Genomic DNA, 23,606 nt, shown 5'->3' with positions numbered 1-23,606 from the left:
GATCACCGCAACTCGAAGCCGAGATTGGCCAGCGCCTCGCGCATGCGGTCGCGTCCCGCCAGCGACTTGACGCTTCTCAATCGCGGTATGGTGCGGCCCAGCCAGCCGATCACATCCATGTTCTGCTCGCGCTGGAAATCGCTCATCTGGGCGTCATAGTGCAGCACCGCTTCGGGCTGTGGGGTCTTGTCATACTGTTCGCGATGCAGCACCGCGCGCTGCGGCAAGCGCGGCTTGACGCCGCTGGCCACCGTCGGGTCGGGATAGCCGACAGCCAGGCCGAACACCGCCATCACGCGCGGCGGCAATCCGAGTTCGGTGGCCACCAGTTCCGGCTTGTTGCGGATGGCGCCGACATAGACAGCACCCAATCCAAGCGATTCCAGCGCTACTACCGCATTCTGGGCGGCGAGTGCCGCGTCGATGATGCCGATGAAGAGCGTCTCCAGATAATCGATCGCTTCCAGTTTGATCTGACGCTCCGCCGCCACGCGCTCATTGCGAGACAGATCCGCCAGCCAGACCAGGAACAGGGGCGCCTGACGGACGAAAGCCTGGTTCCCGGCCAGTTCGCTGAGCCGCGCCTTGCGCGCGGCGTCTTCCACCGCCACCACGCTCCAGGTCTGCAGGTTTGAGGAACTGGCGGCGGATTGCGCGGCGGCCACCAGCGTCTCCGCCAATCCCTGCGGCAGGGCGGCAGAGGCGAAGTTGCGCACGGAACGGTGATTGACCAAGCCGGCGACAACATCGTTCCAGGGACCGGGGGCAGGACTGTCGGGATCGCGGTTGCGCGCCCAAAACAGGGATTCAGGGGCCTGGCTGATCATCGAAAAACTCCGGTTTCCATATCTTGCGACGCCGACGGCACCGTCTTGTTCAATCTCTATGAGATAGATAGACTTTAACACGGTAATCGGACCGGTGACAGGAACCGCCATGTCGATCGCGAGTGTTGACACCAAATTCGTATCTGCCGTTCCCGAACCCGCCGGCATTGCGGCATCCTCCCCGTTTGAGCCCAAGCCGGTGGCGCGGCGGCGGCGTTCGCTGCGGCTGGGCAAGCCCATCCGCTATGGCTGGACCTTCGGACCGATCCTGCTGCTGGCCGCCTGGATCATCGGCTCAGCCACCGGCGCGATCGACGAACGCTCGCTGCCTGCGCCCTGGACCGTGGTCAGCACCGCGCGCGACCTGATCGCGGACGGTCGCCTGCAGGATAATCTGCTGGTGTCGCTGCTGCGCGTGGCGCAGGGCTTCGGCATCGGCGTTGCCGCGGGCGTGCTGGTGGCGCTGGTTTCGGGCCTCAGCCGCCTCGGCGAATATCTCGTCGACGGCATCATCCAGATCAAGCGCGCCATTCCCACCCTGGCGCTGATCCCGTTGCTGATGCTGTATCTGGGCATCGGCGAATCCATGAAGGTGATCATCATCGCGATCACCGTCTTCATCCCGGTCTACATCAACGTTCATTCCTATCTGCGCGGTATCGACAGCCGATTCATCGAGCTGGCCGACTCGCTGGACCTCGGCTATCCCGGCTTCATCTGGCATGTCGTGCTGCCGGGCGCGCTTCCAGGCCTGCTGCTGGGCCTGCGCTTCGGCGTCACCGGCGCCTGGCTGGCGCTGGTCGTGGTCGAGCAGATCAACGCCACCAGCGGCATCGGCTACATGATCAACCTGGCCGGCAGCTATGGGCAGATCAACGTCGTGCTGGTGGGCCTGGTGGTCTATGCCGCGCTCGGCTTCGCCTCGGACGCGGTCGTCCGCCTCATTCAGAAAAGAGCCTTGTCATGGCAGCGCACCTTCGCGAATTGAATGCCTTTCCCACCGTGCGGGTCCGCGGCCTGACGCGCGGCTTCAGCGGCCGCGGTGTGCTCAACGGCCTGGACCTCGACATCCAAAAGGGCGAGTTCGTGGCCCTGCTGGGCCGCAGCGGCTCCGGCAAGAGTACGCTGCTGCGGGCGCTGGCGCAGTTCGACCACGGCGTCGCCGGCTCCGGGGAACTGGTGGTGCCGCAGAATGTCTCGGTGGTCTTCCAGGATGCGCGCCTGCTGCCCTGGAAGCGGGTGATCGACAATGTCACCCTGGGCCTGCAAGGGCCGGACGTAAAAAAGCGCGCCGTGCAGGCGCTGGAAGAGGTCGAACTTACCAGCCGCGCCTTTGCCTGGCCGAACCAGCTTTCCGGCGGCGAGCAGCAACGCGCCGCCCTGGCGCGCTCGCTGGTGCGCGCGCCCGACCTGCTGCTGGCCGACGAGCCTTTCAGCGCCCTGGATGCCCTGACGCGCTTGCGCATGCACGATCTGCTGCGTCGCCTGTGCCAGCGTCACCGCCCCGCCGTGCTGCTGGTCACCCATGATGTCGAGGAGGCCATCAAGCTGGCCGACCGGATCGTCGTGCTGGAGGAAGGCAAGCTGGTCACCGATTTCGCCGTCGATCCCCAGACGCGCAATGGCACGGGCCGGCGGGCTCTGCGCGCCAGATTGCTCGCCCAGATGGGCGTCTATGCCAGTCCCGAAGAGGCACTGGCCGCCATCTGAGCCGACAGCCTTCGCATCGATCATCCTTGAAGTGGAAAATATGAAATATCGTCAGTTGGGCCGTAGCGGCATCCAGGTTTCCCCGCTTTGCCTCGGCACCATGATGTTCGGCAACCAGACCGACGAAGCCGTGGCTGGACAGATTGCCGCCCGCGCTTTCGAGCAGGGCGTCAATTTCCTGGACACCGCCGACGTCTACAATGCCGGCAAATCGGAGGACGTGGTGGGCCGGCTGATCGCGCCCAACCGCGACAAGTGGATTCTGGCGACCAAATTCGCCGGCGGCCAAAGCGTCTGGCCCAACCAGAGCGGCGCCTCGCGCAAATATATCGTGCAGGCGGTCGAGGCCAGCCTGAAGCGCCTTCGCACCGACTATATTGACCTGGTCTATATCCACCGCGAGGATCGGGATGTGCGGGTGGAGGAACAAGTCGGCGCGCTGGGCGACCTGATCAAGGCCGGCAAGCTGCGCTATTACGGCCTTTCCAACCACCGCAGCTGGAAGATCGCCGAATTCTCGCATATCGCCGACGCGCTGGGCGTCGACCGTCCGGCCGCCAGCCAGCCGCTCTACAATTTGGCCAACCGCCAGATCGAGCAGGAACATCTCACCGCCTGCTTCCATTACGGTGTCGGCGTTGTGCCCTACAGCCCCCTGGCGCGCGGTGTGCTGACGGCCAAATACGATCCCGACAAAGCGCCCGATCCGGACAGCCGCGCCGGCCGCAAGGACGTACGCATGCAGCAGACCGAATACCGGCCGGAATCGCTGGAGCTGGCGCAGGCGATCAAGCGCCATGTCGAAACGCTCGGCATCACCCCCGGCCAGTTCGCCCTGGCCTGGGTGCTGAACAACAAGCTGATCACGTCGGCGATCACCGGGCCTCGCACCCTGGCGCAGTGGGAGGATTATGTCCCGGCCCTCGCCTACCGCTTCACAGCGGAGGATGAAGCGCTGATCGACCGCTTCGTCGCTACCGGCCATCCCTCGACGCCTGGCTACAACGATCCCGGCCACCCTTATCAGGGCCGCATCGTTGCCTGATCGGGCTAGGTTCGAAAAGAAAGTCCCGCGTCGCCGCCCGACCCTTTTATTGTCGCCTATCTATTTCCCGATCTTGGCGCCCAGCGCCTGCGCCGCAACGGACTCGAAGCGTCGGTCGAAGATCGTGCGCGCATCGAAGGGCTTCTGCCCCGTCTCCCGCGCCATGAAGTTGATGGTTTCCTGCTCGTCGCGGATGGCCTGGTCCCAGTTGGCAAGGAAGACGAACGCGCCGGTGCTGCTCACCAGATAGTCCGCATCGGCATGCGAAAGGCCCTGGTTCTTGATATAATAAGCGTCGATCCATTGCTCCCGGTGGGTATCCACCCAGTGCTGGGCCCGAATGTAAGCCTGCAGATACAGTTTAAGCGCCGCAGCCTTGGCCGGATCTTTCAGTGTATCGGTCCTCACCCACAGGTTGATCGGATTTTCCGGCACGCCCGCCGGCGTCAGGATTCTGGCGCCGTCCCGGCCGAAATCGTCGATGTAGTGCTTGGTGAAAACGGTGGCGCCGAGCGGCGCCGCATCGACAAGGTGCGATTTAAGCGCATTGACATAAACGTCGTTGCGGGAGGGCAGCGGCACCAGCGTCACCTGATCCTTGGCGATGCCATAGCGGCTGAGGGTGCGCAAAACCACCGAGCCCTGGGCCTGGCCGGCGCTGTAGGCAATACGCTTGCCGCGCAGGTCGGCCGGCGTGCGGATGTTCGCGCCCGGTGCGATGCCGAACGACACGCCGCTTGTGCCGCCGCGCCGTCCCGCCACCGCGACGATCCGCACATCGAAACCGATGAAAGTCTCATGGATCGCCGGGATGTCGTTGCCCAAACCCACATCCAGCGCGTTTGCGCGGAAGGCATCCAGCACCGCCGGGCCGCCGCTGAACGTGGTGAAGACCACCTTGAAGGGCAGCCTCTGCAACTCGCCCGAGAGCCTGAACGCGGTCTCCAGCGTGGGACCGCCCACCACCAGCGTGGTGCCGGGAGGAACCTTGTCGGGCAGCGGCGCATTGAGCGGCAAGTCCGCCGCGCTAACGCCCGGCGCGACCAGCAGGACCGCCATAACGGCGGCAACGATCGTCGAAACGCGCAAGCCCATTTCCATCGCCTTGTGGATGTATACTACATCGATATGGTTTTACCCTGCCCGCGCAACGACTGTCAGTCGCGTAACAGCGGAAGCAGCTGATCGCCCTGTCGCTTGATCTCGTTCAAGTAGGGGGTGTCCGACAGCACGAAATGGGAAATGCCCAGGTCGCGGTATTTCTTCAACGACCTTGCGACATCCGCCGCCGAGCCGACCAGCCAGGTCGTACCCGCGCCGCCGCCGCCGAACCTGCCCGGCGCGGTGTAGAGATTGTCGTCCAGAACGTCGCCCCGCGCCTGCAGATTCAGCAGCCGCTGCTGGCCCACCGCGACCGAGCGACGGTGATAGTCGAAGCCATCCTCCGTCTTCTTGGCCATCTCGGCGACCCTTGCTTCCGCATCGGCCCAAGCCTGCTCGGCGGTGTCGCGCACGAAGGTTGTGATCCGCAAGCCGAATTCCAGCGGCGGCAAATCGCGGTCCAGCTGCTTGCTCAACGCCTTGAGGCGCTCGATGCGCTCGCGCACCCCGTCCAGCGGCTCGCCCCAGAAGAGTTGGACATCGGATTCCGTCGCCGACACCCGTTCGGCCGCTTCCGACGCGCCGCCGAAATAAAGCCTGGGATGCTTGCGGTCTCCTCGCGCGGGAAGGCGCGGCTGGACGGTGGAGTCGGTTACCTGGAAGTGCTCGCCCGCAAAGGTGACATTCTCCTCGGTCCAGAGCCGGCGGATCAGCCGCATGAATTCCTTGGTCCGGGCATAGCGGTGCGCCTGGTCGCCTTCACTGTCGCCATAGGCCGCCAAATTGTCCTTGCCCGAAACGATGTTGATGCGCACGCGGCCGCCCGAAAGATGATCGAGGGTGGCCGCGGCGGAGGCGAAGTTGGCCGGTCGCCAGTATCCCGGACGGATGGCAATCAAGGGCTCGAAGCTGGTCGTCCGCGCGGTGAGCGCGGTCGCAACGGTAAAGGTGTCAGGCCGTCCCCAGCCGGTGCCGATCAGCGCGCCTTTCCAGCCATGATCTTCCAGCGCCCTCGCGTGGCGGGTGAGGGTATCCAGGCTGTTATGGCCTTCGCCGGCCGAATCGCCGCGATGCCCAGGTATGATTTGATTGGGAATGTACCAGAGGAATTCCGCCGCATCGCTCATGGAAGGCTCGCACACCTGGAGTTCACATTATATAGTAATATGGTATGGTATGAATCATTGTGTGTTGCAAGCCCATTCGGAGCCGATGCAATTGGGCTGGAACTAGCCTCGTGTCGCTTCTGCGTCAGCGCGCTATCCAATATTGGTAACGCTATGCAGCCGGAGTCCGCGGTGACCGATGCTAATCCCGGCGACCCGCAGGGCCAGCCGGAGATATCGACCTGCACTAAACGATGAACCCGGCGCTCGGGCAGAAGCAGATAGCAGCGGTTCAGGCTTTAAGGCCCGAGCCGCTCGGCTACCTGCCAGACTCCATCCGACTTGTTCCCCCTAAGGGGCCATCCGCGTAGGGATCGAAGGGGCTCACCACCGGTGATAGGAATAGTGCCAAGGCCCCGCATGCCAGCCCGGGCGCCAGTAGACGGGATGATACCAGTACCAGTAGCGATAGGGCCGGTAGATCCAATGTCCATCGACCCACACCCAGGGCTGATACCAGGCCGGACCGTAAACCACGTCGGGACCGTAATAGATCGGGCCATCATAGTAGAAGGCCGGCGAACCGGCGCGCACGACATATCCGGGCGGACAGGCCGTGCTCGCATTTCCGACCGCAGCGCCGGCGACCGCACCAACCGCGCCGCCTGCGAGAGCTCCGGCCGCATGCCCGTGACTGGCACCTGCGCCAAGGGCAGCTCCGAGGACACCGCCGATGATGGCGCCCGCCGCGGTATTGCTATTGCGTTCATCGACACAATTCTGCGCGGCCCAGTGCGAATAATGATCGGCATAGTCGCGATCATAGCGCTGAGCGCGATCGTCATATGCCGATCCCGAGGTTTCGGCACCAGACGGCGGCGGCGCATATTGCCCGGAAGGAGGCGCCGCATTCGTCACCGCGGCGTTGCTGGGCGGGTTTGAAACTGCGGCTATGGCCACGCTCGGCACGGTGGCGAGCGCAAGGCATGAGGCCAGAAGCCGGGAGGCGATTCTGTTTCGCGTGGGTCTCATCTCTTTCTCCATTTCGACACGTTCAGGTTTGCGGACTTGTGTCCGTGGCTTTCGTGCATGAAAAGCCTGCGTAGTTTTCGCGCCGACCGCTTGAGAGCCGGTCGACGGTCACGGCGCCGGTCTTTCCGTCGAGCACAAACTCCAGCGTGCCCAGAGCGTGCGGCATCGCCCATTTGAGCGCGCCGTTCGCCTGCTGCGCGGGAAGCGTGTAAATCCCCTGCGGGGCGATGAACGAACTCGGCGTCGGCTCCAGCGTTACGGTGGAGTTCTGGACATCGGTGCGCAGATGAAACGCCGGTTCGTTCAGGATCGTATCCTTGCACTCGAGCGCTTCCGCCTTCGCAGGTGAAACGGTGGCGACGGTTACGAAAAGAAGCACCGCCGCGCCGGTGATCAGCTTGTCCGCCGATGCGCACATCGTCTGCTCCTGGGCTGGATCACGCTTGCAGAGGCTGCGCTGTCGCGGACCGTAAGGGCGAGGCGCGGTCCCTGCGGGGCAGCGGCACGACCGTTGAAGTCCCGCGGGATGCGCGCGCCTCGTCTTGCAGGAAGGTCTGGCGATCCAACTCTGCCAGTGCATCCATGACAGCCGAGAACGTCACCGGAAAGGTCGTACCCGGCAGCATTCGCAAGGTCGGGAATGAGGGGACGGCACAGGCGTCCGAGGCCCACTCGCAGAGAATGGCGCGCTTTTCTTCCGTGCTGAGAGATGGATCGTCGGTCACCTCTTGCGGGAAGGCGAAGTGGCGCTTCGGCACGATAGCGCCGTCGTGAAGAATCTTGTTCAAAATGTCCATCTTCATGGCATTGCTCCCACGGCTCCTCCAGGGCCGTCTATTGAACGACGAAGGCCCGGCCCAGCGAGGCCGGGCCTTCGACAGGTTTAGAAGTCCATATCGCCCATGCCAGCCGGCGCGGGCGCCTTGTCCCGCTTCGGCTTCTCGGCGATCAGGGCCTCGGTGGTGATGAGCAGGGACGCAACCGAGGCCGCATCCTGCAGCGCGGTGCGCACCACCTTCGCCGGATCGATGATGCCGGCACGGACCAGGTCCTGATACTCGCCGGTCGCAGCGTTGTAGCCCCAGCTGTAGTCGCTCTTCTCCAGGAGCTTGCCGACCACGACCGAGCCGTCGGCACCGGCGTTCTGCGCGATCTGGCGCGCCGGCACCTGGATGGCACGGCGCACGATCTCGACACCGGCACGCTGGTCCTCATTCTCGGGCTTGAGGCCTTCGAGCGCCTTCAGCGCGCGCAGCAGCGCGATGCCACCGCCGGGCAGGATGCCTTCCTCGACCGCCGCACGGGTCGCATGCAGCGCGTCATCGACGCGGTCCTTTTTCTCCTTCACCTCGACTTCGGTCGCGCCGCCGACGCGGATCACCGCCACGCCGCCGGAGAGCTTGGCCAGCCGCTCCTGCAGCTTCTCGCGGTCGTAGTCGGAGGTCGTCTCCTCGATCTGGCCGCGGATCTGCTTGATGCGGGCCTCGATCTCCGCCTTCTTGCCGGCGCCATCGACGATCGTGGTGTTGTCCTTGTCGATCGCGACCTTCTTGGCGTGGCCGAGCATAGCGAGGGTGACGTTCTCGAGCTTGATGCCGAGATCCTCGGAGATCGCCGTGCCACCGGTCAGGATCGCGATGTCCTCCAGCATGGCCTTGCGGCGGTCGCCAAAGCCAGGCGCCTTGACCGCCGCAACCTTGAGGCCACCGCGCAGCTTGTTGACGACCAGCGTAGCCAGCGCCTCGCCCTCGACCTCTTCCGCAATGATGAGCAGGGGCTTGCCCGACTGCACGACGGCTTCCAGCACCGGCAGGATCGCCTGCAGGTTGGACAGCTTCTTCTCGTGGATCAGCACATAGGGCTCTTCGAGCTCGACGCGCATCTTGTCGGCATTGGTGATGAAATAAGGCGAGACATAGCCGCGGTCGAACTGCATGCCCTCGACCACTTCGAGCTCGGTCTGCAGGCTCTTGGCCTCTTCGACAGTGATGACACCTTCATTGCCGACCTTCGCCATTGCGTCAGCCAGGAAGCGGCCTATCTCGTGGTCGCCATTGGCCGAGATGGTGCCGACCTGGGCGATCTCGTCATTCGCGCTGACCTTCTTGGCGTGGCTCTTGAGGTCTTTCACGACGGCCTCGACGGCGAGGTCGATGCCGCGCTTCAGGTCCATCGGATTCATGCCGGCGGCCACGGATTTGGTGCCTTCGCGCACGATCGCCTGGGCCAGAACCGTCGCGGTGGTGGTGCCGTCGCCGGCCAGATCGTTGGTCTTGCTCGCGACTTCGCGCACCATCTGGGCGCCCATGTTCTCGAACTTGTCTTCGAGCTCCACTTCCTTGGCGACCGTCACGCCATCCTTGGTGATGCGCGGCGCGCCGAACGACTTCTCGATGACGACATTGCGGCCCTTGGGACCCAGCGTCACCTTCACGGCGTTTGCCAGAATATCGACGCCGCGCAGCATCTTCTCGCGCGCGTCGGTTGAGAATTTGACTTCCTTCGCAGCCATTTGCCTCTCACTCCTTTCCTAGGCTCAAACAGCTTGGAGGCCCCGATCAGGCGGCCTTTTTGAACGACGCGACCTTCTCGATCACGCCCATGATGTCGGTCTCCTTCATGATCAACAGCTCCTGACCGTCGATCTTGACCTCGGTGCCCGACCATTTGCCGAACAGCACCCGGTCGCCGGGCTTGAGCTCGGTCGCGATCAGCTCGCCCCGGTCGTTGCGCGCGCCGGGACCGACGGAGACGACTTCGCCCTCCTGCGGCTTTTCCTGCGCGGTGTCAGGGATGATGATGCCGCCGGCCGTCTTCTGATCGGCCTCGATGCGGCGCACAACCACGCGGTCGTGCAAGGGACGGAAATGCATGCAGTTCCTCCAATTGCAAAACAACGGTGTCCAGAGCCCGGCTCCGCGCCGGACGATTGTCGATTTAGAAAACGTGCTGGCAGGTTCAAGAGGGGAGTGCCAAAAAATTCTGCCGGCACTAACCTAATAATTACAATAAGTTAACTTGGGGGGGTATGGCACCTGGAACGGACAGGCCGGACGTTCGACGTTTGCCTTCGTTCCACCTCGGAGCCGGCGGACTTGACCGCCGAATTGGCGGCGGTTCACCCGCTGTCGCAGGCAAATTCGCGGAACGGGTGGCACGCGAACGGACTGGCGTGCCACCCGACGCGGACGTCAGTCGCGATTGATCGCGATGCGCTTGACGCTGCTCTGCGCCTCTGGCCGTTTCGGGAGCGTGATCGTCAGCACGCCCTTGTTGAACGCGGCCCTCACCTTATCGGCATCGACATCCGACCCCAGCGGGATCGCGCGGGCGAACTGCCCGTGCCAGCGCTCGCTGTAAACGGCGCCGTTGCTCTCGTGTTTCTTCTCGCCCTTGAGCGTCAGAATGCCGTCGCGCAACGTGATGTCGATGTCCTTCTCGTCGAGCCCGGGAAGCTCGGCCACGACCGTCACCTCCTTGTCCCCGTCGCTGACCTCGACGCTCGGCCAGCCTGCCGACCAGCCGCGCGCCAGCGGCGCGTCGAAGTCGCGGAAAAAATCGTCGAACAGCCGGTTGACCTGCCGGTGCAGCGACAGGAACGGGCTGGGCTCGTCGGTGGAACGGTTGGCGGGCAACGCGGTTTCGCGTGCCCAGGGAATGAGACTGCGCATGTTCATGGTCTTCTCCTTCATTGATGAGCGGGCGGCGCGCTCCGCGACGCCCGCCGATTTCGTCTTGCTGGTCCCGGTCAGGCCGCGCGCTTCGCAGCCGAAGCATTGGTCTCGCCGCCGATCGCTATGCGCCGCGGTTTCATCGCCTCGGGCAACTGGCGGTCGAGCTCGATGGTCAGCAATCCGTTGGCCAGTCTGGCCTCGCGAACCTGGACGTAGTCGGCGAGACCGAAATGCCGCGTGAAGGGCTGCCCGGCGATCCCCTGATGGAGGAACGTACCGCGCTTCGGTGTCTCGTCTTTCTGTCCGGTAACGATCAGCCGATTCTGCTCCTGCGTGACGGTCAGCTCGCTGTCGGCGAAACCGGCTACGGCCAGCACGATGCGGTAGCGGTCGTCCCCGGTCTTTTCGATATTGTAGGGTGGATAGCTGTCGCCAGGATCGCCCAGATTGCTGCGCAGCAAGTCGAGCATGCGCTCGAAGCCGATCGCCGACCGGCCGAAATTGGTGATGTCGATCGTGTCTCTCATAGCCACATCCTCCTTTCGAGCAACACGGATACGAGTTTCGTCCTGGAATAAGAACTATCCGGACCCACGACGGGCGTCCGGCGGGATTCGATCTAGAAGTCCGGCCGATCTCTTCAAGGTCTTTGCCTCAGGAAAATTTCTGCGCCTGACATGAAGACTTCGGCGCTCTGACGCGTTGTTTTCGATTCGTCCGGCCTCCGTCGTCGACAGCGAACCCTTCAAAAATTTCACGGCAGAACAGACGCTCGGATCTTGAAGGTCCGATTTCCCGCGCTAGATTTCCGGCCGTCTGAAACCCACGGCCAGGGAGACAGCCATGAAATCATTCCTTCCCGTCGTGGCGGCCGGTGCGGGCACGCTGCTGCTAGCAGGGTCGGTTGCTTTGGCCGCCAGCCGCCCCGCCGTCCACGACATCACGATCCCATTGCCCGGTGGCGGCGTGGAGCATGTCCAGTACACGGGCGATGTCGCGCCGAAGATCGTCTTCGATGCGCATCCGTTCTTCTGGACGGTCCCGGCGAACCGGACCCGGCCCTTTGCAGACTTCGAGGCGCTGGATGCGGCCATGGACCGGCAGATGGATGCGATGCTGCGTCAGGTGCAAGCGCTGCAAGCCCCGAACGGTGGTCTGAACGACGCGGCGCGCCGCGCCCTGCCGCCGGGCACCAGCAGCTCTAGCTGGATCGTAACCACGAACGGCGCGCGCTCCTGCGTCCGAACGATCCAGATCCGTGCGCCCGAAACCGGCGGCAAGCCGCAGGTCGTTTCGCAGACCAGCGGCGATTGCGGCGACCCCGCGGCCCCTGCCGCGGCGAGGCCGATCCAGGCAAGGTGGAGCGCCGCTCCGGAGCCAAAGGGCCGGTCAGCACTTTGACGCGCGAAGCGGGCCGCTCGCCGGCCCGCTTCGCTCTCTACTAGGGAAAGGGAAAAAACCGGGAGGCTGCGATGTTCGACGATGGCAAAGATACAAATCCAATGCCGCCCTGCCGGCCCTATACCGGCGACGATGAACTCGATCGGCTGCTGACGCCGGCGCGGTATTTCCGCCGCCCGAAGGATGTCCTGGCGGACGCGACGCTTTCGCTGTCGGAGAAGCGCGCGATCCTTTCATCCTGGGCCTCTGATGCCTGTTCAGTCGAGTGCCGTCCTGACCTTCGCCTCGCACCGGGCGCCAAGACGCCGGTGTCGTTCGACGACATCGTGGACGTGCTGCAGCGTCTCGACGGCATCCCGGACGATAAGCTCTGCGTGATGATTGACCGGCAGCGGCGCGGCGGCAGCCACAGCGCATCGGCATAATGCGCCGCGATGGATATTTCGCTCAGCCTTTGGTCGGCCTTCGTGACCCTTTTCGTCACCATCGGCCCGATCGAGACCGCGGCGGTGTTCGCCAGCCTCACGACCGGCGTGCACCGATCGCGCCGCACGAGCCTCGCCGCACGCTCGGTCAGCATTGCCGGCGTCATGCTGCTGCTCTTCGCGCTTGGAGGCAATCTGCTGCTCGGCCTTCTGCATGTCACACTCCCGGCCTTCCAGATAGCGGGCGGCATTCTGCTTTTTTTGCAGGCCCTGACGCTGACCTTTGCGAGTCCCGGCCTGTCGTCCATCAGCGAAGGCGAGCATCGCGAGGCCGAACGTCCGGGCGACATTGCCGTGCTGCCGCTGGCCTTTCCGATGATCGCGGGTCCTGGAAGCCTCTCGGCCGTCGTGCTTCTGATGAGCCGTCTGGAGCGCTGGTCGGACGAGCTTGCGGTGCTCGTGATCCTCGCCGTTTGCCTGGCGCTCACTTTCGTCGCCATGCTTCTCGCGGACGTGCTTCAGCGTTGTCTTGGCCAGACCGGTTCGGACGTCGTCGGACGCATTTCCGGCGTCCTGCTGGCCGCCCTGGCTGTTCAGTTCGTGCTCGATGGTCTGCGTCAAAGCGGTCTTGTCCATTGAACCGTCGTTTCCGCTAAGTCTTGATGGGGCGAGCCCGATATCCTCGAACTTCGGCGCCTTTCATCCACATGTCGGGCGAAGATCGCGTCTCGATACTGCTTTTCCGATCTCTGCACCGATTTCGGCGCTTGCGGTGATGCCTTGCACGAAGGGCCGATCGTGCATCAGGTAGGGCAGCGCCGAAGGCATTGGGGCCCCCGCGCGACAGCCGGCCCCGGCAATGTATAAGCGTCATCGATATTTGGAACGTCACCGCCGGCCGCCCGCAACTGCGCGCACAATGTCGGAAACGGCAAGTCCTTCGTCTCAAGCGGCTTCTGCCCGCGCGCGTCGATGAATATTCGAAAGCGATGGACGGAATTCCCGGCGGCGATCGAAGTGCCGTGTTCGTTCACATCCATTTCACAATCCGGTCCCAGTTCCAGCACGCGGATCACGCCTGCTTCGCGCAGCGCCAGCAGTCTGCGGATCGCGGATGGGACCGCTGCGTAATTGTCGACGAAGACCCGGCTAAGCCCGGTATCGAAACGGTTCCGATCCCCGTCGGTCAGGTGCGGCACGATATCCTGCACGACCTCATGGAGGCGCAGGATCGCATAGCGCCAGAGCGTGTGCCGTTCGCGCTTGTTCCGCTCGACCTCTTTCAGATTCATGCTGACTGCCGGCACGAGCATCGACCATTGTGTCTCAACCGCCGTTGTCGCAGACACCGCAGTCGGCATCCAAGCCCACTTCGATTTGTAACGTTGTATGTTCGATGCCGAATGCGTGGCGCAATTCCTTGGCGATGTCGACGGTGAAGGAATCGCCGGGGTGTCCTGCCGGCACGACCAGATGGCAGGTCAATGCCGTTTCGGTCGTACTCATCGGCCAGATATGCAGGTCGTGAATGCGCACGACGCCGGGTAGCGTGCCGAGATAGGCGCGCACCTTCTCGGGGTCGATGCCGCTCGGAACGCCGGCGAGCGCCATGCTCACGGAATCGCGCAGCAGTCGCCACGTTCCCCAGAAGATGATGACGACCACGACAAGCGTCATGGCGGGGTCTAGCCAAAGCCATCCCGTAAGGACGATGAGACCGCCTGCGACCAGCACGCCAAACGACACCACCGCATCGGACAGCATATGAAGGAATGCGCCACGGACGTTGATGTCGCCTTTGCTACCAGATGCGAATAGCCACGCGGAAAGGCCATTAATAACGATGCCCGCCGCAGCGACGATCATGACGATTTCGCCCTGCACCGGAGCGGGGTTGGAGAGGCGCTGGATCGCTTCCCAGGCAATGCCGCCCAGCACCACCAGCAAAAACACGGCGTTGAAAAGCGCGGCGATGATGGAGGAACCGCGCAAACCGTAGGTGTAGCGTGCGGTTGCCGCCCGCCGGGCGAGACCGGCTGCGCCCCATGCGATAATCAGGCTCAATACGTCGCTGAGATTGTGCCCCGCATCGGCCAGCAACGCGGTCGAGTGAGCAATGATGCCATAGGTTGCTTGCAAAACGACGATACCAACATTCAACAGCGTCCCGAGCAGGAACGCCGTGCTGAAATCCTTCGGCGGCGCATGATGATGACCGTGGTCGTGGTGATGGTCGTGGTTTTCAGCCATTGCACCTCATTTTTCGGCTATGGGCTCCGCATGTTGCTTTTCGAGGCACCGCGAACGGCTGTGGCCGACCAATACTTCGATGATGCGGCAGTCCTGCACGCGCCCGTGTTTTGTGCGGCAGATCATGCGATGCAGCTCTCCATATATAAGCCGTTCTATAAATGCGGCGGCAATTGGGCAACTTATCTTTCACCTTGACCCTCCAGCGGCTTTAGGATTTAGGTTCGAGCGCCATGCACTCTGCCGCTTCGTCCCTCATGCGCAGTCTTTCGGACCGTTTGTCCGTGCGGGTGCTTGCGCTGTTCGGGATGCTGCTGGTGCTGCTGCTGGCGGCGCATGCCACGCAATGCACCGATGAGACCGACAATCACAGCGTCGTCCGGGCGACGCGCAGCGCCGAACGGCTCGTCGACCTCGTCGCCGTGCACCCGGAACCGGAGACCGATGCAGCCGTGGGCGGCGACGGCAAGTCCCACATCGATGCGGCGCTCGCCGTTGTCACGCTGCTGGCGTTGGCGATCTGCGCCGCGCTCTTCCGGCGCGCCGATGGCGCACCGCTGCTGATGGTTGCCGCACGCAACACCGCGCTGGCGCACCGCAAAGTCACCGTCCTTCTGATCTGACTGCCGTTTGGATGAAGTTCGTCGGGGGCGCTTCTGCGCGCTCTCCGTCATTCATCGGCGCGATCAGTCCTCGCTGACGCGCAGCAACGGCACACCATGAACCGCAAACCACAACGCAGGTCTCTGACCTGCTTCATTCAAGGCGCAGCGCTTGGCGCATTGCTATGTGTCGTGCTGCCGTCGTCGGCCGACGCGGCGGCTCCGCAAGGCCCCGGCGCTCCGGCCCTGACCATCCGCGAAGCGGTGCAGCGCGCACTCGCCGCGTCACCGCGTCTCGATGCGGTGCGGGCCGGTATCGGGGCGGCGGCAGGCACGGAATTGCAGACCCATCTGTTGCCCAATCCCGAGCTCTCGGTCGAGGCGGAGAACATCATCGGCACCGGCCCCTATCGCGGTCTGTCCGGTTCGGAGTTCACCTACGGTGTGGCGCAACTCATCGAACTCGGCGGCAAGCGCGAAGCGCGCCAGCAGGCAGCCGCCGCCAATCGCCGTGCAGCGGAAACCGAACTCAGCGCCGCGCAACTCGACCTCGTGCGCGATGTCACGCTGGCCTACATGGATGTCGTTGCCGCCGAAGAGAATGTTCGGCTGGCAAAGAACCTTGAAGGTACGGCGCGCAGCGTTTTTGCCGATGTGTCGCGTCGCGTCGCCGCCGCGCGCGATCCGCTGTTTCAACGCAGCCGCGCCGAGGTGGCGCTGACCAACGCGACCATTGCCCGCGCGCGTGCCGAAGCGGCGTTGCTGACGGCGCGGCAGAAGCTCGGCCGCTATTGGGGCGAGCCCATCGTCGCGGAACCGCTGGCAGGCAATGTGTTCTTCATCGCGGAGGCACCGGAGGCGCTGGCCGACTATGAGGCCGAGCTGAAGGACGCGCCGGACCTTGCGCGGTTCGCGCGCTTGCGCGAAGCGCGCGAGGCCGATCTCGCGCTTGCGCGCGCCGGCGCGGCGCCGGATGTGCGGGCCAGCCTCGGCGTTCGCCAATTCGCAGGACGCGACGCCGCGCTTGTGGCGGGCGTCTCGATCCCGATACCGGTCTTTAATCAGAACGAGGGCGAGATCGCGCGCGCAGGGGCGGAAGTCACGCGCATTTCGAGCGAGCGGCGGCAGGTCGAACTGGAACGCTCGCAACAGCTCGTGGATGCATGGGGCCGCTGGAAGAGCGCCTTTGCCGAGATCAAATCTCTGAAAGACGCCGCACTGCCGCAAGCGCAACGCGCCTTCACGCTGGCGTTGGCCGGCTACCGCGTCGGCGGATTTCAGTATCTCGATGTGCTGGACACCCAGCGCGCGCTGTTCGAGACGCGCGGCGCGCTCAACGCGGCCCTGACGCGGCTGCATGCAGCGCGCACCGAAGTAGAGCGCCTGACGGCGCATGGTTCCTCCGACATTGCAGGTTCGCCATGAATATATTTCGCGCATACAGACCGTGGGTCTGGCTCACGGTCGCCGCTATCGCGGCACTGATCGTGTTGCTGGTGGTAGTGCGTCCTTGGCGCGAGGACGCGGCCACCACCGAGCAAGCCGCGCCCGTGCAAGTACAGCCGAACGAAGTGGCGATGAGCGCCGATACGGCGCGCGACTCCGGCATTGCCATCGAGACGGCCGGTCCCGCCGCCATCGGCGAGACGGTCACCCTCTACGGCACGATCAAGCCCAATGCCGAGCGCGAACAGGAATTGCGCGCGCGCTATCCCGGCGTGGTCCGGCTGGTCAACAAGCGGCCCGGCGAGACGGTGGCGCGTGGTGAAACGCTGGTCACCGTGGAATCGAATGAGAGTTTGCAGACCTACGGCATTGCGTCGCCGATAGCGGGCAGCGTCCTCGAACGTCACGCGAACCCCGGAGAATCGGTCGGCAGCGACACGGTGCTGATGAAGGTCGCCGATCTCGGCACGGTGTGGGCCGAGTTTGCGGTGTTCGCGCACGACCTTGGCCGGGTGCGGCCGGGTCTTAACGTGCGGGTCAGCGGCTCGGACACCGGACAGGTGGCGCACAGCACGATTGCCTATGTTGCGCCGGCCGGCAGCGCCGACAGTCAAACGGTGGCGGCCCGCGCGGTTCTCGACAATGCCGACGGCCGCTGGGTGGCCAGGCAATTCGCCACGGCGGACGTCGTGCTCTCCGAGGTGCAGGCCTCGGTCGCCGTCAATCCTGCCGCCCTTCAGAACGTCCACGGCAAAGTGGTGGTGTTTGTGCGGACCGCGCAAGGCTTTCAGGCGCGCGGGGTGACGATCGGAAAACGGTCGGGCGATGCGGTGGAAGTGACGCAAGGCCTGCGCGCCGGCGAGCGCTACGCGTCGGCCAACAGTTACATCATCAAGGCCGACCTCCTCAAAGGCGAAGCGGAGGAGGAATAGTGATCGACCGCATCATAAAAGGCGCCATCGTCTATCGCTGGCTGGTCATGGCGGCGGTGCTGGGCTTCGTGGCCTTCGGCATCTACGAATACCGGCGGCTTGCCATCGACGCCGTGCCGGACATCACCAATACGCAGGTGCAGATCAATACGACGGCGCCGGGCTATTCCCCGGCCGAAGTCGAGCAGCGCGTGACCTTCCTTATCGAGACGGCGATGGCGGGCATACCGCATTTGAGCTACACGCGCTCGACCTCGGCCTATGCGCTGTCGCAAGTCACCATCGTCTTCGAGGACGGCACCGACGTTTATTTCACGCACCAGCTCGTCAATGAGCGGTTACAAGAAGTGCGCAGCCAGCTTCCTGCGGGTGTCGAGCCCGAGATCGGCCCGGTTTCCACCGGCCTCGGCGAAATCTATCTCTACACCGTCAATGCCAAGGCCGACGCGCGGAAGCCGGACGGCGCGGCATATACGCCGACGGATCTGCGCGCCATCCAAGACTGGATTATCCGGCCGCAATTGCGGCAGGTGGCGGGCCTCTCCGAAGTGAACTCGATCGGCGGTTACGCCAAGCAATATCAGGTCGCACCGGACCCGGCGCGACTGCTTGCCTTCAAGGTTACGCTGTCGGATCTGATCGCGGCGCTGCAAGCCAACAACCTCAATGTCGGCGCGGGCTATATCGAGCGCAATGGCGAGCAATATCTCGTGCGCGTGCCCGGCCAGCTTGCCGACGAAGAGGCCATCCGCCATGCGGTCATCGCCACGCGCGATAACGCGCCGATCACGGTTAGCGATGTGGCCACGGTCGGCATCGGCCGGGAATTGCGCACGGGCGCCGCGACGCAGGACGATCACGAGACGGTGCTCGGCACGGCGATGATGCTCATCGGCGAGAATAGCCGCGTGGTGAGCGATCGGGTCGCCGCACGACTCGCCGACATCAACAAGCGCCTGCCGCCCGGCGTGACGGCGACACCGATCTATGACCGCACCGTGCTGGTCAACAAGACCATCGAAACGGTGCAGAAGAACCTGCTGGAAGGCGCGGTGCTGGTCATCGTCGTGCTGTTCCTGTTTCTGGGCAATCTGCGTGCCGCCTTGCTGTCCGCCGCCGTCATTCCGCTTTCGCTGTTCGCGACGTTCACCGCGATGGTGGAGGGCGGGGTCAGCGGCAATCTGATGAGCCTCGGCGCGCTGGATTTCGGGCTGATCGTCGATGGGGCCCTCATCATCGTCGAGAACTGCATGTTCCGGCTGGCACACGCGCAGCACGCGCACGACCGGCTGCTGACCAAGGCCGAGCGCTTCGACACGGTATTCCATGCCACGCGGGAGGTGTTCCGCCCCAGCCTGGTCAGCGTCGTGGTCATCGTGCTGGTGAACCTGCCGATCTTCGCGCTGTCGGGCGTCGAGGGAAAGATGTTTCACCCGATGGCCTTTGCCGTGGTCGCGGCGCTGGTTGGCGCGCTGATCTTCTCCATCACTTTCGTACCGGCCGCCTGCGCCTTGCTGCTAAGCGGCAATATCCAGGAGAAGGACAACTGGCTCGTTGCCGGGGCCAAGCGCCTTTATGAACCGCTGCTCAGTGGCGTCCTTCAAGCGCGCCGCCTGGTTATCGCGGCGGCGGTGGTGCTTGTCGTGCTTTGTGGCTTCCTTGCGTCGCGCATGGGCGCGGAGTTCATTCCGAACCTCGATGAAGGCGATCTGGCGATCGAGACGGTGCGCCCCGTCAGCACGGGCATTGAAACGGCGGTGGCGATGCAGCTCCAGCTCAACCGGACACTGGGCAAGCTGCCGGAAGTGCTGACGGTGTTCGCCCGCAACGGCACGGCGGAAGTGGCGACCGATTTGATGCCGCCCGGCCGCTCCGACACCTATGTGATGCTCAAACCCAGCAAGGACTGGCCGGACCCGAGCAAGCCCAAGGCGCAGCTCGTCCGTGAAATCGAGACGGCGGCGCATACGGTGCCGGGCACGGTGTATGGCTTCAGCCAACCGATCCAGCTTCGTTTCAACGAACTGATCTCCGGCGTGCGCAGCGATGTTGCCCTGAAAATCTTCGGCGACGATCTCGACGAACTGGTGCGGCTCGCCGCCCAGGGACAGCGCATTCTGGCCGCCATCCCCGGCGCGCAGGACGTGAAGACCGAGCAAGCCTCGGGCCTGCCGCTGCTCACCATCGAGCCGCGGCGTATCGCACTGGCGCGGTACGGCTTGAGCGTCGCCAATGTGCAGGACGTGGTTGCCGCCGCGCTGGGCGGCAAGGAAACCGGCCTTATCTATGAGGGCGATGCGCGTTATCCGCTCGAAGTGCGTTTGCCCGAGCAGATGCGTACCGATCCGGACGTGCTCAGGCGCCTGCCGCTGGCGCGGCCGAATGGCAGCTATGTGCCATTGGCGGAAGTGGCGGAGATTCGGTCCAGCGAAGGACCCAACCAGGTCAGCCGCGAGAACGGCAAGCGCTTCATCGTGGTGATGGCCAATGTGCGCAGCCGCGACCTGGCGGGCTTCGTCAACGACGCGCGCAGGCAGGTGAGCGATAAGCTCCGGCTGCCGCCCGGCTACTATGTCGCGTATGGCGGCACCTTCGAGCAGTTGGCGTCGGCGTCCGAGCGCCTGACCGTGCTGGTGCCGCTGGCGCTGTTGCTCATCCTCGGGTTGCTGATCCTGACCTTCGGCTCCTTGAAAGACGCGCTGCTCGTCTGCTCCGGCGTGCCGCTGGCACTGACGGGTGGCGTGCTTGCGCTTCTGCTGCGCGGCATTCCGCTTTCGATCACGGCCGGTGTGGGGTTCATCACCCTCTGCGGCGTGTCGGTGCTGACCGGCGTGGTCATGATCTCCTATATCCGCGATCTCGTCCGCGAGGGGCTTCCGATCGATCAGGCCATCATCCAGGGCGCCCTGACCCGGCTCCGTCCCATCCTGATGATCGGCCTGGTCGCCTCGCTGGGCTTCCTGCCGATGGCGCTCAATACGAGTACGGGTGCCGAGGTGCAGCGCCCGCTCGCCACCGTCGTCATCGGCGGCATTGTTTCGGCAACGCTGCTGTCCCTGTTCGTGCTGCCTGCGCTTTACCGGATGTTTCACCGGGAGGAGCCGACCAACGAGGCGGGCTAAGCACGCAACCGAGGGGCTGGCCGGGAAGAGGCAACCGGCGTGTGACGCGTGGCTGCCACGACCAGGCGTTCTGTCGTGAGCAGATCTGTCCCCTGACGATTGCCGTCCGATGTCCTCGTCAAAGCTCGCGGTCATGGCGGAATATCCTGCAACAGGGGGGGAGCCTTGTGATTCAGATAGCTGCGCCGGCGCCGTAGTTCCTGCATGCGCCGGGCTTGAGGGCCGGCGCCTCAGAGGCCGTCTGTCTGCGTCACGCGGATTTCTCCCGCAAAATAAAAATATATCGGGAGAACACGATGTCAGGATTGAAAGGCGCAAATTGCGTCCGCACCTTAGCGTTGCAGCCGTCCGTTAGCCGGGTCCAAAGCCGTTCGCTGCTGGTGGCGGCACTGCTTTCGACCGCGTCCGCGATCTATCCTGCTCACGCAGCGGATATCGAGACGGTCGTCGTTACCGCCGAACGGCACGAAGCGGACATCAACAAAGTCGGCATGTCGATCCAGGCCTTCAGCGGGGCGGCGCTGAAGGCTCAGCGTGTCACGAATGTGACGGATCTGGGCACCGTCGTGCCGAGCTTCAACGTCTCGCAAAGTTATGAAGGCGTGCCGACCTTCACGCTGCGCGGCATCGGATTCAACACAGTCGATCTGTCCGCAACCTCCACCGTCGGCACCTATGTCGACGAAGTCGCCTATGCCTATCCCTTCATGATGGCCGGGCCGCTGTTCGATGTGCAGCGTGTCGAGGTGCTCAAAGGGCCTCAAGGCACGCTCTATGGCCGCAACACGACGGCCGGCCTGATCGACCTCATCACCAACAAGCCGACGGACGATTTCGCGGCCTCTGTGACCGCCGAAGGCGGCAACAACGGGACCTACAATTTCGAGGGCTTCATCAGCGGGCCGCTGACCGACACGTTGAAGGGCCGCTTCGCCTTCCGCACGGAGGACAGCGCCGACGGCTGGCAGCACAGCAACTCCCGTCCGGGCGACACGCTCGGCCGCAAGCACAATTACGGCGCCCGTGGCGAGTTGGAATGGAAACCGACATCGCAGCTGACCGTCAACCTGACGGTCGATGGCTGGATCAACAGGTCGGACTCCGTCGCGGCGCAGGCGACCGGCCTGACCGTTGCGGCAGGCCCTCCGAACGCCGAATCCTGCCTGCAGTTGTCCAGCGTCTTCACGGCGGCCTTCGTGCCCGGCTTTACCCCGGGCGGCGTCTGCCCGGCAACGACCTTGCCGATCGGCGGGTTGGTGCCGGTCGCCGGCCTGCCGATCGACACGCGTCTGCAAAATTACCTGGCGGCCAATCAACCGACAAAGGGTTCGCAAGCCGACTGGGAGCCTGCGGCCCAGCGCGGCGCTGATATCGGCACCGGCCTGGGAATGAACCGGCCGCTCGCCGAGAACGACAATTTCTATTCCATCGCCGGGCGCGTCGATTACAGGTTCAACGACAATATTTCGGCAACGTCGTTGACGGCGTTCAATCATGTCAAGCGTGACGGCGTCAACGACTGGTCGGGAGCGCCTTACGAGATCCTCGTGCAAAACGAGGTCGGGCATATCGGATCGTTCTCCGAGGAGCTCCGCCTGCAGGGCGATACCGACACGGTTCACTGGATGGTCGGCGGCTACTACGCCAACGACACCATCTTCGACGGCGACCGGACCATGCTGGGCCAGAACAGCAGCGCCTTGCTGATCCGCTCGCTCGGCGAGGTTTTGCTGGCCACGCCGCCGTTCAACGCGATCAACACATTCGGCACCACGCCGACGCAGATGGCGCAGGCGTTCCGCACGTTCGGCGACCGCGGCACGATCGATTCCAACACCTGGAGCGCCTTCGTCAACGCGGACTGGCAATTGACCGATACACTCAAGCTGACGGGCGGAATTCGCTATACGCAGGATCACCAGACCTTCGCGGGCTGCTCCTTCGACGTGAACGGAAACCTCGCGACGAGCGTCAACATCGTGAATCGCACATTATTTCCCCTGATCTATGGCGTCGCGACGCCCGCCCCGATCGGAACCGGCGACTGCGTTTCGTTCAATCCGGCCACCGACTCGTTCGGCGTGATCAATGAGAAGCTCGACGAGGACAACTTGGCCTGGCGCATCGCGGCAGACTGGCAGGTTTCGCCCGGCACCCTGCTCTATGCCTCGGTGTCCAAGGGCTACAAGGCCGGCAATATCCCGATCATCGCCGCGAACATCGCCAGCCAGGAAGTCCCCGCCAAGCAGGAACGCCTGTTGTCCTATGAGGTGGGCGTGAAGACGGCATTGGCCGACGGAAAGGTTCAACTCAACCTGGCTGCGTTCTATTACGACTATGGCGACAAGCAGCTCAGCGTTCTGTTCGCGGATCCGATCTATACCGTTCTCGGTCGGGTCGCGAATATTCCGACGTCCCATGCCGATGGCGTGGACGGCGATGTGACCTGGGCGATCACCGATCGTCTGACGGCGATGCTGGCGGCGACCTATGTCGAGACCTATGTCGGCAATTATCTCGGCGTGGACGAATCCGGCAACCCGGCGAATTTCAAGGGCAGCCAGTTCCCGTACAGCCCGCATTGGCAGGGCGCGTTGACGCTCAATTACGACACGCCCATCACCGATACGCTCGGGCTGCAGGCGACTGTCAACGAGCATTGGCAATCGAAATCCTGCGCCGATCTGTGCACGGATGCCGTCTATGCGATCAAATCCTACGGCCTGCTGAACGCCAGCATCGGGCTCCATAGCTTGGACAACAATTGGCTGTTTTCCATCTGGGGCCGCAACCTCACCAACCAGTATTATTGGACCTCGGTGGCCAACAACACGAACACCTATGTGCGCTTCCCGGGCATGACCATGACCTACGGTGCATCCCTGACCTACAATTTCAATTGAGAACGCGCTGCCCGTCCCGAATTTTTGGGA

Annotated in this window: 23 protein-coding genes; 11 read left to right on the top strand and 12 right to left on the bottom strand. The window is 63.9% G+C overall.

Annotated elements, in window-relative coordinates; all coding sequences use genetic code 11:
- Positions 1 to 2: 2 nt before the first annotated feature.
- A complete protein-coding gene (locus WDM86_01240) occupies positions 3 to 938 on the bottom strand; it encodes an NADPH-dependent oxidoreductase (GenBank protein MEI9988636.1) in 936 nt (311 codons plus the stop codon).
- On the opposite strand from WDM86_01240, the gene WDM86_01235 reads away from it, so the two are divergent.
- Genes WDM86_01235 through WDM86_01225 form a run of 3 tightly spaced genes read left to right on the top strand, consistent with a single transcriptional unit; the run spans position 937 to position 3,582 of the window.
- On the top strand, positions 937 to 1,815 hold the full coding sequence (locus WDM86_01235) for an ABC transporter permease (GenBank protein MEI9988635.1): 879 nt from the start codon (positions 937 to 939) through the stop codon (positions 1,813 to 1,815). The genes WDM86_01240 and WDM86_01235 overlap by 2 nt on opposite strands.
- On the top strand, positions 1,791 to 2,537 hold the full coding sequence (locus WDM86_01230) for an ABC transporter ATP-binding protein (GenBank protein MEI9988634.1): 747 nt from the start codon (positions 1,791 to 1,793) through the stop codon (positions 2,535 to 2,537). Before WDM86_01235 ends, WDM86_01230 begins: the two co-directional genes overlap by 25 nt.
- Before the next feature lie 40 nt (positions 2,538 to 2,577).
- A complete protein-coding gene (locus WDM86_01225) occupies positions 2,578 to 3,582 on the top strand; it encodes an aldo/keto reductase (protein MEI9988633.1) in 1,005 nt (334 codons plus the stop codon).
- Between the two features lie 60 nt (positions 3,583 to 3,642).
- Here WDM86_01225 and WDM86_01220 read toward each other — a convergent pair whose 3' ends face one another.
- The 9 genes from WDM86_01220 to WDM86_01180 all read right to left on the bottom strand — a co-directional run bounded on the left by WDM86_01220 (position 3,643) and on the right by WDM86_01180 (position 11,022).
- Positions 3,643 to 4,677 (bottom strand): ABC transporter substrate-binding protein, encoded by a 1,035-nt coding sequence (locus tag WDM86_01220; protein MEI9988632.1) that lies wholly within the window; start codon positions 4,675 to 4,677, stop codon positions 3,643 to 3,645.
- Between the two features lie 62 nt (positions 4,678 to 4,739).
- A complete protein-coding gene (locus WDM86_01215; GenBank protein MEI9988631.1) occupies positions 4,740 to 5,810 on the bottom strand; it encodes an LLM class flavin-dependent oxidoreductase in 1,071 nt (356 codons plus the stop codon).
- 363 nt (positions 5,811 to 6,173) lie between these two features.
- Positions 6,174 to 6,383 (bottom strand): hypothetical protein, encoded by a 210-nt coding sequence (locus WDM86_01210; GenBank protein ID MEI9988630.1) that lies wholly within the window; start codon positions 6,381 to 6,383, stop codon positions 6,174 to 6,176.
- Positions 6,384 to 6,843: 460 nt separating this feature from the next.
- Positions 6,844 to 7,239: a hypothetical protein gene (locus WDM86_01205; protein ID MEI9988629.1), complete on the bottom strand. Its 396-nt coding sequence runs from the start codon at positions 7,237 to 7,239 to the stop codon at positions 6,844 to 6,846.
- A 19-nt stretch (positions 7,240 to 7,258) separates the two neighbouring features.
- Complete coding sequence (locus tag WDM86_01200) at positions 7,259 to 7,624, bottom strand: hypothetical protein (GenBank protein MEI9988628.1); 366 nt, start codon at positions 7,622 to 7,624, stop codon at positions 7,259 to 7,261.
- 80 nt (positions 7,625 to 7,704) lie between these two features.
- Complete coding sequence (gene groL / locus WDM86_01195) at positions 7,705 to 9,333, bottom strand: chaperonin GroEL (GenBank protein ID MEI9988627.1); 1,629 nt, start codon at positions 9,331 to 9,333, stop codon at positions 7,705 to 7,707.
- A gap of 46 nt (positions 9,334 to 9,379) precedes the next feature.
- Positions 9,380 to 9,694, bottom strand: a complete 315-nt coding sequence (locus WDM86_01190) for a co-chaperone GroES (GenBank protein MEI9988626.1) — start codon at positions 9,692 to 9,694, stop codon at positions 9,380 to 9,382.
- A 318-nt stretch (positions 9,695 to 10,012) separates the two neighbouring features.
- Entirely contained in the window at positions 10,013 to 10,498 is a 486-nt protein-coding gene (locus WDM86_01185) for an Hsp20/alpha crystallin family protein (protein MEI9988625.1), read from the bottom strand.
- Between the two features lie 71 nt (positions 10,499 to 10,569).
- Entirely contained in the window at positions 10,570 to 11,022 is a 453-nt protein-coding gene (locus WDM86_01180; GenBank protein ID MEI9988624.1) for an Hsp20 family protein, read from the bottom strand.
- Between the two features lie 316 nt (positions 11,023 to 11,338).
- Here WDM86_01180 and WDM86_01175 point away from each other — a divergent pair, with 316 nt between their 5' ends.
- From WDM86_01175 to WDM86_01165, 3 genes are all read left to right on the top strand, one after another.
- Complete coding sequence (locus tag WDM86_01175; protein MEI9988623.1) at positions 11,339 to 11,896, top strand: hypothetical protein; 558 nt, start codon at positions 11,339 to 11,341, stop codon at positions 11,894 to 11,896.
- Positions 11,897 to 11,967: 71 nt separating this feature from the next.
- On the top strand, positions 11,968 to 12,321 hold the full coding sequence (locus WDM86_01170; protein MEI9988622.1) for a hypothetical protein: 354 nt from the start codon (positions 11,968 to 11,970) through the stop codon (positions 12,319 to 12,321).
- A gap of 9 nt (positions 12,322 to 12,330) precedes the next feature.
- Positions 12,331 to 12,960: a MarC family protein gene (locus tag WDM86_01165; protein ID MEI9988621.1), complete on the top strand. Its 630-nt coding sequence runs from the start codon at positions 12,331 to 12,333 to the stop codon at positions 12,958 to 12,960.
- A 164-nt stretch (positions 12,961 to 13,124) separates the two neighbouring features.
- On the opposite strand, the gene WDM86_01160 is transcribed toward WDM86_01165, so the two are convergent.
- Positions 13,125 to 13,613, bottom strand: a complete 489-nt coding sequence (locus WDM86_01160; GenBank protein ID MEI9988620.1) for a hypothetical protein — start codon at positions 13,611 to 13,613, stop codon at positions 13,125 to 13,127.
- A gap of 34 nt (positions 13,614 to 13,647) precedes the next feature.
- Positions 13,648 to 14,571 carry a cation diffusion facilitator family transporter gene (locus tag WDM86_01155; protein ID MEI9988619.1) on the bottom strand — a complete coding sequence of 308 codons (924 nt, stop codon included), beginning with the start codon at positions 14,569 to 14,571 and terminating at the stop codon, positions 13,648 to 13,650.
- Between the two features lie 257 nt (positions 14,572 to 14,828).
- Here WDM86_01155 and WDM86_01150 point away from each other — a divergent pair, with 257 nt between their 5' ends.
- From WDM86_01150 to WDM86_01130, 5 genes are all read left to right on the top strand, one after another.
- On the top strand, positions 14,829 to 15,194 hold the full coding sequence (locus WDM86_01150) for a hypothetical protein (GenBank protein MEI9988618.1): 366 nt from the start codon (positions 14,829 to 14,831) through the stop codon (positions 15,192 to 15,194).
- Positions 15,195 to 15,290: 96 nt separating this feature from the next.
- Entirely contained in the window at positions 15,291 to 16,598 is a 1,308-nt protein-coding gene (locus tag WDM86_01145) for a TolC family protein (protein MEI9988617.1), read from the top strand.
- Complete coding sequence (locus tag WDM86_01140) at positions 16,595 to 17,551, top strand: efflux RND transporter periplasmic adaptor subunit (protein ID MEI9988616.1); 957 nt, start codon at positions 16,595 to 16,597, stop codon at positions 17,549 to 17,551. The genes WDM86_01145 and WDM86_01140 overlap by 4 nt, the downstream gene beginning before the upstream one ends.
- Positions 17,551 to 20,673 (top strand): CusA/CzcA family heavy metal efflux RND transporter, encoded by a 3,123-nt coding sequence (locus tag WDM86_01135; GenBank protein ID MEI9988615.1) that lies wholly within the window; start codon positions 17,551 to 17,553, stop codon positions 20,671 to 20,673. Before WDM86_01140 ends, WDM86_01135 begins: the two co-directional genes overlap by 1 nt.
- Positions 20,674 to 21,053: 380 nt before the next feature.
- Positions 21,054 to 23,576, top strand: a complete 2,523-nt coding sequence (locus WDM86_01130; GenBank protein ID MEI9988614.1) for a TonB-dependent receptor — start codon at positions 21,054 to 21,056, stop codon at positions 23,574 to 23,576.
- The last annotated feature ends 30 nt before the right edge of the window (positions 23,577 to 23,606 follow it).

The sequence above is a fragment of the Rhizomicrobium sp. genome (assembly GCA_037200045.1).
GTDB lineage: Bacteria > Pseudomonadota > Alphaproteobacteria > Micropepsales > Micropepsaceae > Rhizomicrobium.
The sequence above is the reverse complement of the archived record's forward strand: the minus strand, read 5'-3'. Positions and strand labels throughout refer to the sequence as shown.

What these genes read in the sequence shown, in the direction of transcription:
- WDM86_01230 (MEI9988634.1), top strand. Translation starts at nt 1,791, where the DNA reads ATGGCAGCGCACCTTCGCGAATTGAATGCCTTTCCCACCGTGCGGGTC.
- WDM86_01220 (MEI9988632.1), bottom strand. Translation starts at nt 4,677, where the DNA reads ATGGGCTTGCGCGTTTCGACGATCGTTGCCGCCGTTATGGCGGTCCTG.
- WDM86_01170 (MEI9988622.1), top strand. Translation starts at nt 11,968, where the DNA reads ATGTTCGACGATGGCAAAGATACAAATCCAATGCCGCCCTGCCGGCCC.
- WDM86_01160 (MEI9988620.1), bottom strand. Translation starts at nt 13,613, where the DNA reads ATGAATCTGAAAGAGGTCGAGCGGAACAAGCGCGAACGGCACACGCTC.
- groL (MEI9988627.1), bottom strand. Translation starts at nt 9,333, where the DNA reads ATGGCTGCGAAGGAAGTCAAATTCTCAACCGACGCGCGCGAGAAGATG.
- WDM86_01180 (MEI9988624.1), bottom strand. Translation starts at nt 11,022, where the DNA reads ATGAGAGACACGATCGACATCACCAATTTCGGCCGGTCGGCGATCGGC.
- WDM86_01155 (MEI9988619.1), bottom strand. Translation starts at nt 14,571, where the DNA reads ATGGCTGAAAACCACGACCATCACCACGACCACGGTCATCATCATGCG.
- WDM86_01190 (MEI9988626.1), bottom strand. Translation starts at nt 9,694, where the DNA reads ATGCATTTCCGTCCCTTGCACGACCGCGTGGTTGTGCGCCGCATCGAG.
- WDM86_01200 (MEI9988628.1), bottom strand. Translation starts at nt 7,624, where the DNA reads ATGAAGATGGACATTTTGAACAAGATTCTTCACGACGGCGCTATCGTG.
- WDM86_01225 (MEI9988633.1), top strand. Translation starts at nt 2,578, where the DNA reads ATGAAATATCGTCAGTTGGGCCGTAGCGGCATCCAGGTTTCCCCGCTT.
- WDM86_01215 (MEI9988631.1), bottom strand. Translation starts at nt 5,810, where the DNA reads ATGAGCGATGCGGCGGAATTCCTCTGGTACATTCCCAATCAAATCATA.
- WDM86_01205 (MEI9988629.1), bottom strand. Translation starts at nt 7,239, where the DNA reads ATGTGCGCATCGGCGGACAAGCTGATCACCGGCGCGGCGGTGCTTCTT.
- WDM86_01150 (MEI9988618.1), top strand. Translation starts at nt 14,829, where the DNA reads ATGCGCAGTCTTTCGGACCGTTTGTCCGTGCGGGTGCTTGCGCTGTTC.
- WDM86_01140 (MEI9988616.1), top strand. Translation starts at nt 16,595, where the DNA reads ATGAATATATTTCGCGCATACAGACCGTGGGTCTGGCTCACGGTCGCC.
- WDM86_01240 (MEI9988636.1), bottom strand. Translation starts at nt 938, where the DNA reads ATGGCGGTTCCTGTCACCGGTCCGATTACCGTGTTAAAGTCTATCTAT.
- WDM86_01165 (MEI9988621.1), top strand. Translation starts at nt 12,331, where the DNA reads ATGGATATTTCGCTCAGCCTTTGGTCGGCCTTCGTGACCCTTTTCGTC.
- WDM86_01235 (MEI9988635.1), top strand. Translation starts at nt 937, where the DNA reads ATGTCGATCGCGAGTGTTGACACCAAATTCGTATCTGCCGTTCCCGAA.
- WDM86_01175 (MEI9988623.1), top strand. Translation starts at nt 11,339, where the DNA reads ATGAAATCATTCCTTCCCGTCGTGGCGGCCGGTGCGGGCACGCTGCTG.
- WDM86_01145 (MEI9988617.1), top strand. Translation starts at nt 15,291, where the DNA reads ATGAACCGCAAACCACAACGCAGGTCTCTGACCTGCTTCATTCAAGGC.
- WDM86_01185 (MEI9988625.1), bottom strand. Translation starts at nt 10,498, where the DNA reads ATGAACATGCGCAGTCTCATTCCCTGGGCACGCGAAACCGCGTTGCCC.